The 7,503-nt window shown below is 53.4% G+C and carries 5 protein-coding genes; all 5 read right to left on the reverse strand.

Going from position 1 to position 7,503, the window contains the following annotated elements; genetic code table 11:
- The coding region (locus OXH16_18135; protein ID MCY3683321.1) for a DUF1800 domain-containing protein at positions 1-1,659 on the reverse strand (1,659 nt) is incomplete at its 3' end.
- Between the two features lie 130 nt (positions 1,660-1,789).
- Positions 1,790-3,058 carry a DUF1501 domain-containing protein gene (locus tag OXH16_18140; protein MCY3683322.1) on the reverse strand — a complete coding sequence of 423 codons (1,269 nt, stop codon included), beginning with the start codon at positions 3,056-3,058 and terminating at the stop codon, positions 1,790-1,792.
- 20 nt (positions 3,059-3,078) lie between these two features.
- On the reverse strand, positions 3,079-4,869 hold the full coding sequence (locus OXH16_18145; GenBank protein ID MCY3683323.1) for a DUF1800 domain-containing protein: 1,791 nt from the start codon (positions 4,867-4,869) through the stop codon (positions 3,079-3,081).
- 108 nt (positions 4,870-4,977) lie between these two features.
- On the reverse strand, positions 4,978-6,300 hold the full coding sequence (locus OXH16_18150) for a hypothetical protein (protein ID MCY3683324.1): 1,323 nt from the start codon (positions 6,298-6,300) through the stop codon (positions 4,978-4,980).
- A 58-nt stretch (positions 6,301-6,358) separates the two neighbouring features.
- Positions 6,359-7,366, reverse strand: coding sequence for a PorV/PorQ family protein (locus tag OXH16_18155; protein ID MCY3683325.1), 1,008 nt, complete (start codon positions 7,364-7,366; stop codon positions 6,359-6,361).
- Positions 7,367-7,503: the final 137 nt, after the last annotated feature.

The raw sequence follows: 7,503 nt of genomic DNA on the forward strand, positions 1-7,503 counted from the left end.
CACCTCTGATGCAATAGCACTCGTATCCTGAGCAGGCAACAGCAACTTGCCATAAACCGCCAATGCCTCATCCGTTGTCAGACCGCTATCCCTGGGCAACCGCTTCAATTCAATCCCTCTAATTTTGCCCGCAGCCAGATGAACGCCGAAATTCATGCGCGCAATCAGCGTACCCGCATTCGCCCACGACTCGGCATAATCCGGAAAACCCGTAGGCGGCACATAGCCATACAGCGGCTCACCCATGCGGTAAAACCAGCCCATCATCGGCTGTGGATTCTTCACATCGGCTTCCAATGCGCGGAGAGAACTCACCACCAACTCAAACGGCGACTTCATCTTGCTCCGCTTCTTCGCCTCTGCCCAAAACTCTCGAGACTGCGCCAACGTAGCCATCACAGCAGCGATATCGCCATCCGTCTCGCGAAATGTCTTCGCCATCCGCTCGACCAGCGCCTCGGGAGGGCTATCGTTTATAAACCGACGCGCCAGCTTCGTAGAAATAAAACGCGCAGTTGAAGGGTGTTCGGTCAGCATATCCAGAACGCGCTCGCCCTCTTCCATGCCACCCCTTGCAGGGAACTTCTCACCCAACACCACCTTAGCCTTCTGATCGTGCCAGTCTCTGCGGAACACAAATTCGCCCTCGCGAATGAGTTTTTTACTTCCTTTTGCGATTTGCTTCTCGAGATTTTTCCGCGCATTTTTATAAGGCATCGCAGCCCAACCCGTCAACACACGCGCGACCTCTGTAACATCCTGCTGCGTGTATCCACCATCCACACCCAGCGTGTGCAACTCCATCAACTCGCGGGCGTAATTCTCATTCAAACCATACTTGCGTCTGTTTTTTGGAGGGGGCTGCGCCATAGCCTCACCGCCCATCATACCACCATCCATACCCATCTCACCCGATGCCACCTCCTGTTTGGGCTTTGCCTGATTCCGCTGTGATGGCGGTGCCATACGCGACTGGGTATTGTCCAGATAATACAACATCGCCGGATGCTTTGCCGTCGCACCCAAAATCACGCGGAACTTGCCCAACACATTGGGACGAATCGCATCGCGCTCATAAGAGAGCACATAACCGCGCGCCCCACCATCGCGCGTGGTCACGTTAAAGTGATTAAACCAGAAATCCGTCAGCACCTCAGTGAGTTGGTTCTCGCTATACACCGCCCGCATCACTTTCTGGCTCTGAATTTCATGATTAAAAAGCGCGTTGTAAGAACGCAACCCGTGCTCCTTGCGATACGCCCTTATCTTCTGATACATCTCTTTGCGATCCATTTTTGCGGGATCAACCACGCCCTGTCTCTCCAGTATTCGGCGAATCCGCCCACTCTGCACATAAGTTTCAGACATTTCAAACTGCGTCATCTTCAACGCCGGAAACGCTTCCAATCGCTTGTCCAAATCAGCATCTGGCAAATTGCCCTTCAACTGCTGTGCCAGCCATTTCTCGGGACCCATCTGCGCCACCTTTTCCACTTCACCGGGCCGCGCACCAAAGGCAAATCGCTCTAAGAGATACGCCGCAGCCTGCTCCTTGCTCAGCCCCTCTGCTTTGTAGGACAGTTGCAACTCAGCATTCACAGGAGCTATCGCAAGCAACGCACCACAGCACAAAACAATAAGTGAAAAGCGCAATGTCATTGCAAACCTCCATAAAAAAACTCGAGTGCCATACTCGACACTCGAGTTCTCTTTCCTGAAGCGGTGTAAACTGCACACGCGCAACACAACGTGTCAGTACAGCAGTTCAAATGAGTGGTCGATAATAACTTTACGTCATCACCTTAAACCGCTCACCTTCCCAACCCGGGAACATCGCGATATCGTGGGAACGATCGATATTCAGATGCTTACCAGCCACATCGGCAAACACAGAACGGAAATCCGTCGTCACGGGCAAATCGCGTCGATCCTCAAGCGCATCTTTCACCAGCTTCTCTGGCACATTTCCGTGGATCTTTCCACCAGCCACGTTATTCCCCAGCACAAACAGACACGACCCGCGGCCGTGATCCGTACCCAGAGAACCGTTCTGATGCACTGTGCGACCAAATTCGGTCATCGTCATCAGCACAACATCGTCCTGATACGTACCCAGATCCGTCCAGAATGCCGCGATGGACTTGGACATTTCATCTGCTCTGCGCTGGAAAGAGCCCGTCGTTGTGCCTTGCTGCACATGCGTATCCCAGCCGCCGGTCTCGGTAAAGGCAACCTCAAGACCCACATCCGACTTGATCAGCAACGCAATCTGTTGCAGCCTGCGACCCAATGCCGTATTGGGATATTCCGCACCTTCAGCGGGCTTGTAATTATTCACACCGATCTTTTCCAACAACTCAATCGCATCAAAACTCTCCTGGCTCACCCTCTGAACCAGGCGTTTGGCACTCCGCGCATACATCGCCTCAAATCCTTCCTCCACCTGTTCGGCCCCCTGCGGATTATTCGGCATCTGAATGCCAAAGGAACGCAGATCATCTACTGCAATCGAAGGCTGCTTCCCGTAAAATGAGCGCGGCAAGGCTCTGGTCAATGCCACAGACCGGAAGGGCGTACCCTCGTGCCCGAGCAAACCCACAGCCCGATTGAGCCAACCCGTCCGCGTACCTTTCACACCAGGCGTCCCATTCTCCATATAATCCTGGGCGTCAAAGTGCGACCGCGTCTTATTCGGCGAGCCTACGCCGTGGACAATAGCCAGACGACCTTCCTTGTACAGCGGTGCCAACTCCGCAAAAGAGGGATGCAATGCAAAGCGACCATCCAGATCCGTCAACTCGTTTTTCGGATCGGTCAGGTGCATAAACAAATTGGGGCGCGCCTCGGCGAGTGCCGGATCGTTAAATGGCGTCACCGCCATCAAACCATCCATAGCCCCGCGCTGGAAAATCGTCACCAGCACTTTGCGACGGCTATGTGCCAGCGGATTATTCGCCGCATCAGCCGCGCGGCTCAAGAACAGCGGCGTACCCCCAAACGAGGCCGAAAACAATGCCAAACCGCTGCCCTTCATAAATGCTCTTCGCGTCCATTCCATAACGCTATCTCCTTTCCGATTTATCGGTATTGAAATTCCGGCGACCCCAGCAACATACTGATCACCTGAACATCTTTGCGTTCGGCATCTGCGGGAATCGTCTGTTTAACCTCTGATGCAATAGCACTCGTATCCTGTGCAGGCAACAGCAACTTGCTATACATCGCCAATGCCTCTTCCGTTGTCAGACCAGCGCTCTCCTTGGGCAATTGCTTCAATTCAATTCCTCTAATTCTGCCCGTAGCCAGATGGATACCAAAATTCATTCGCGCAATCAGCGTACCCGAATTTGCCCACGACTCGGCATAATCCGGAAAACCCGTAGGCGGCAAATAACCATACAGCGGCTCGCCCATGCGGTCAAACCAGCGCATTATCGGCTGTGGATTCTTCACATCGGCTTCCAGAGCACGCAGAGAACTCACCACCACTTCTAACGGCGACTTCATCTTGCTGCGCTTCTTCGCCTCTGCCCAAAACACGCGGGATTGCGCCAGCGTCGCCATTACAGCAGCGATATCCCCATCGGTTTTGGTAAAGGTCTCCGCCATCTCATCAATCAGATCATCTGACGGTGCATCGTTTACAAACCGACGCGCCAACTTGGTCGAAATAAAACGCGCAGTTGAAGGGTGTGCGGTCAGCATATCCAGAACGCGCTCGCCCTCTTCTATGCCACCACCTGCGGGGAACTTCTCACCCAACACCACCTTGGCCTTATCGTCATGCCAGGATTTTCGGAACACAAATTCGCCATCGCGAATGTTATTCATATTGCCCCTGGCCATTGCCTTATCGATATTTTTTCGCCCATTGCCATAAGGCGCCGCAGCCCATCCGGTCAACACACGCGCAACTTCCGTAACATCCTGCTGCGTGTATCCACCATCTACACCCAGGGTATGCAACTCCATCAACTCGCGCGCATAATTCTCATTCAAACCGTACTTGCGCCTGCGTTGTGGAGGGGTCTGCGCCTTTGCGGGAGCCTTCTCAGGAGCCTTCGCCATCTCGCCACCCATATCGCCATCCATCCCACCATCCATACCCATCTCACCCGATGCCACTTCCTTCACAGGCTCAGGCTTTGCCTGCTGCCGCTGCTCTGGCGGTGCCATACGCGACTGTGCATTATCCAGATAATACAACATCGCAGGATGCTTCGCCGTCGCACCCAAAATCACGCGGAACTTGCCCAGCACATTGGGGCGAATCGCATCGCGCTCATAGGAAAGCGTGCGACTGCGCGCCCCACCATCGCGCGTGGTCACATTGAAGTGATTAAACCAGAAATCCGTCATCACCTCAGTGAGCTGATTCTCGCTATACACCGCCCGCATCAGCTTCTGGCCCTTCAATTCCTGATTGGAAAGCATACCATAAGGACGCAACCCGTGCTCCTTGCGATACGCGTTGATCTTTTCATTCATCTCTTTGCGAGGCGTCTTCGCGGGATCGATCAACCCGGCTTTCGCCACCATTCTGCGAATCCGCCCATTTTGTACATAAACTGCGGCCATCTCTTCCTGGGTCATCTTCAGAGCGGGAAATGCTTCCAACCTTTTGTCCAACCCAGCATCGGGCAAATTGCCCTTCAACTGTTGAGCCAGCCACTTCTCAGGACCCATCTTCGCCACCTTTTCCACTTCACCGGGCCGCGCACCAAAGGCAAAACGCTCCAGAAGATACGCTGCCGCCTGCTCCTTGCTCAGCCCTTCTGCCTTGTAGGGCAGTTTCAACCCGGCCTCCGCCGGAGCTACCGCAAGCAACGCACCGCAGCACAAAACAGCGAGTGCAACGCGCAATATCATTGCAAACCTCCTTGAAAAATTCCCCAAAGGGAATGGCACTGTGAATATTTACAATAAAATATATCACAGTGCCTAATGGTGCAATAAATTTTACATTCTTTTACACTTTTAGAACAAATCTGCCGGAACGGGCCTGACAACAATCGAGTCTTCCCCAAATCCTTCCAACTGCTGGGGATTCAGCGGGGCTTGCTTATACTGCAGGACATAAGACGAGCCGCCCTGTGTCAGATTCACCGTCAAAATATCGCCCTCTTTGCTGAAATCCACATCGGATGCCGTCACATAAGTCAAATTCACGCCATCTGGCGCACCGCCCCGCAAATTGCCATTGAGCACGGGCACGCCATTCTGAATCACATATCCCGCACGCCTGTTGAAAAATCGGGATTCATCGGCATGCGTGAAAAACTCAAGCGGCCTGGCAAACGTGATTTCCACAAAACCCTGTTCGATAACCACGCCATTCTCTATCAGGGGATCCTCCGCACCAGCGGTTGGCACATGGCCAGATGGCGCGCGGTGGCGAGGACTGCGTCTCTCCAGAACGGGGTACCACTGGATATCCAACGAAGCCGGGATACCCGGGAATGGATCTTCGGGATCCATCCATGTGCCATTGAGGTGAGCATCTCGCAATGGCCATATCCCGGAATACGGTGGGTCATTGGTATCCAGTTCTGCAGCCACCTCTGCCGGAGGAACATAAGCGGCATAGCGTATGCCCTGACCGTCCTCCATCCACATGATCATCTGATGAGAGCGAGGATCTTGCCATGGCCACGGACTATTGAAATAAATTGCTGTTCGGTTATTGCGATTTTGAAATGAGCGGTTGTCTGGCCTCATAGCGTTTGGAATACTAATGCGAACGCGCCCATTACCCAGCACCGTCACATTGCTGTATTCTTCGGCTCCGGGAAGCACGCGTATCAGGGTATGGGGCTGGTTCAATGCATCAGCCGGACGCACCGGAAACGGACTCGTATAATTGCCTATATTATTGCCCAGTTCACCGACCAGTGGCAACCTGGGACCGGCCTGCCAGAGATAAAATGACCCATAAGCCAGCCTGATACGCTCCACATTGTTTTGTGCATATTCAATGCGAAGCTGATCGCGCCTGGGATTTACTGAACGCCAATAATGCCGCACGGTTTTTTCATACGTCACAGACGCCATTGGCGGTGCTGCAAGGGGTGGATTGTACACAAATACCACCGTGCCATAATCCGATGCTGCCGCCGTAAAAATGATATGCCGGGGCGTACCTTGAGGCGGATCGGCAACATTGATGGCACTCCCCCCATTCGTCCCGGAAATCAGCCGATAGCTACCGCGCCACTCCTCGGCAGGCTCAGTCGGGATATCGCGAGTACATCCCGCTGTACCCAACACACCAATGAGACAAAACAATAAAAACTTACGCATTTTGTAATTCCTCCTGTCAGCAGGTAGGTGGGACGGCACAGGGGCCGTCCCCTACGCCTTAGAACGTTCCCGAAAGCGTCAAACGCAGCGGTCGCTCTTTAATCACACCGCCGATATCGCTATACGAAACATCCACACTGATCTTGCGCTCTTCGGTTACATTGAGATTTACACCCGCCCCCACGCTCCAGCTCTCCACATCATAGCGGAACTTATAACCGGCGCGGAGTGCCAGCAGATTTTGTATCCACAACTCGCCACCGATATGATCGCGCTCTCCATAGTCGCGGAAAAACACGTGCTCATAAGCAGTTGTCAGATAAAGCGGATCGCCCTGCTTGCCCAGCAATTCCATTGCGATGGCCAGATTGTAGAAAAACGGCAGGCGATAATCCTCGGTCAGCACTTCCTTATTGCCACCCAGGTTGCTGATGGTCATGCCCACGCGCAGACTCTTGAAACCCGTGTAAAAAATCGTGCCGATATCAAAAGTCGTGGAACTCACATTGATGACGTGAAGCTGAGACCGCACATAGCGCAGGCGAAAACCCATCGAAAATTTATCGGTCAGCTGCTTGGCAAAAGACGCCGCAACCGAAAAATCCCCGAGCTTGATATTTCGCCCCGTGCCATTGGGTTGCACGGGCGTGGTCTCTTCTACATCGGGATAGGTAAACGTGCGAAAGGCGACACCCACAACGCCTATGGGAATGCGATAGGCAAAACCCCCAGCCCCCATCTTGGTGCCCACCAGCCACTCGTTATAAGAGGCCAGATATGCCATATTGTCGATATGTACCAGCCCGGCTGCATTCTGGAATATCGAGTGAATATCGCGCGACGTACCCACATTGGCATCGGCCATGCCCGCCAGGCGCGCAGATGCAGAAATCTTCAAAAGCGCGAAGCCACTGCGCGCAATGCGGTTGCCCCTATCGCCTTCCGAGCGATAATGCCCCTCTGCAGCTATGGGTTCCAGATCATCAAAGCCTGCTACATCCTGAGCCATGGCACTTTGAGGGCTGAGAAAAAGCGCGATAGCTGCTATCCAGATCAAATGTTTCATAATTTGCTCCTCAATAATGACCAATGATCAATTGACAATCACAAACAGACCCTTCTGGATCTGACCCTCACTCGCGGGATGATGCGACTCAATCGCCCAGATATACGTACCCGCATTCAGACGACCGCGCGTATTGG

The sequence above is a fragment of the Gemmatimonadota bacterium genome (assembly GCA_026705765.1).
Classification (GTDB): domain Bacteria; phylum Latescibacterota; class UBA2968; order UBA2968; family UBA2968; genus VXRD01.